General features: G+C 48.1%; 1 protein-coding gene. It reads left to right on the forward strand.

Going from position 1 to position 291, the window contains the following annotated elements:
* Nucleotides 1-40 precede the first annotated feature (40 nt).
* The coding region (locus B7C41_RS20745; protein ID WP_407919567.1) for a C1 family peptidase at nucleotides 41-291 on the forward strand (251 nt) is incomplete at its 3' end.

Here is a 291-nt window from a genome sequence, read left to right on the forward strand (position 1 = left end):
CTCATCTCGTGCAACGCCTAGCAATTTTCGTTATGAGAATGTGTCGGTAGCAGAAACTAACTTAGATTGGAGGAGCTTGGGAGCCGTCACTCCTATAAAGGATCAAGGCCAATGTGGAGCATGTTGGGCATTCTCGTCGGTGGCGGCCACAGAGGGCATCAACCAAATCAAGAATGGGAATCTAATTTCCCTCTCAGAACAAGAGCTCATTGATTGCAATGTGAATGGCCAGAGCCACGGTTGCAACGGGGGCCTCGTGGATGATGCTTTTCAATTTATCATCGATAATGG

It is taken from the genome of Cognaticolwellia mytili, assembly GCF_002104475.1.
GTDB lineage: Bacteria > Pseudomonadota > Gammaproteobacteria > Enterobacterales > Alteromonadaceae > Cognaticolwellia > Cognaticolwellia mytili.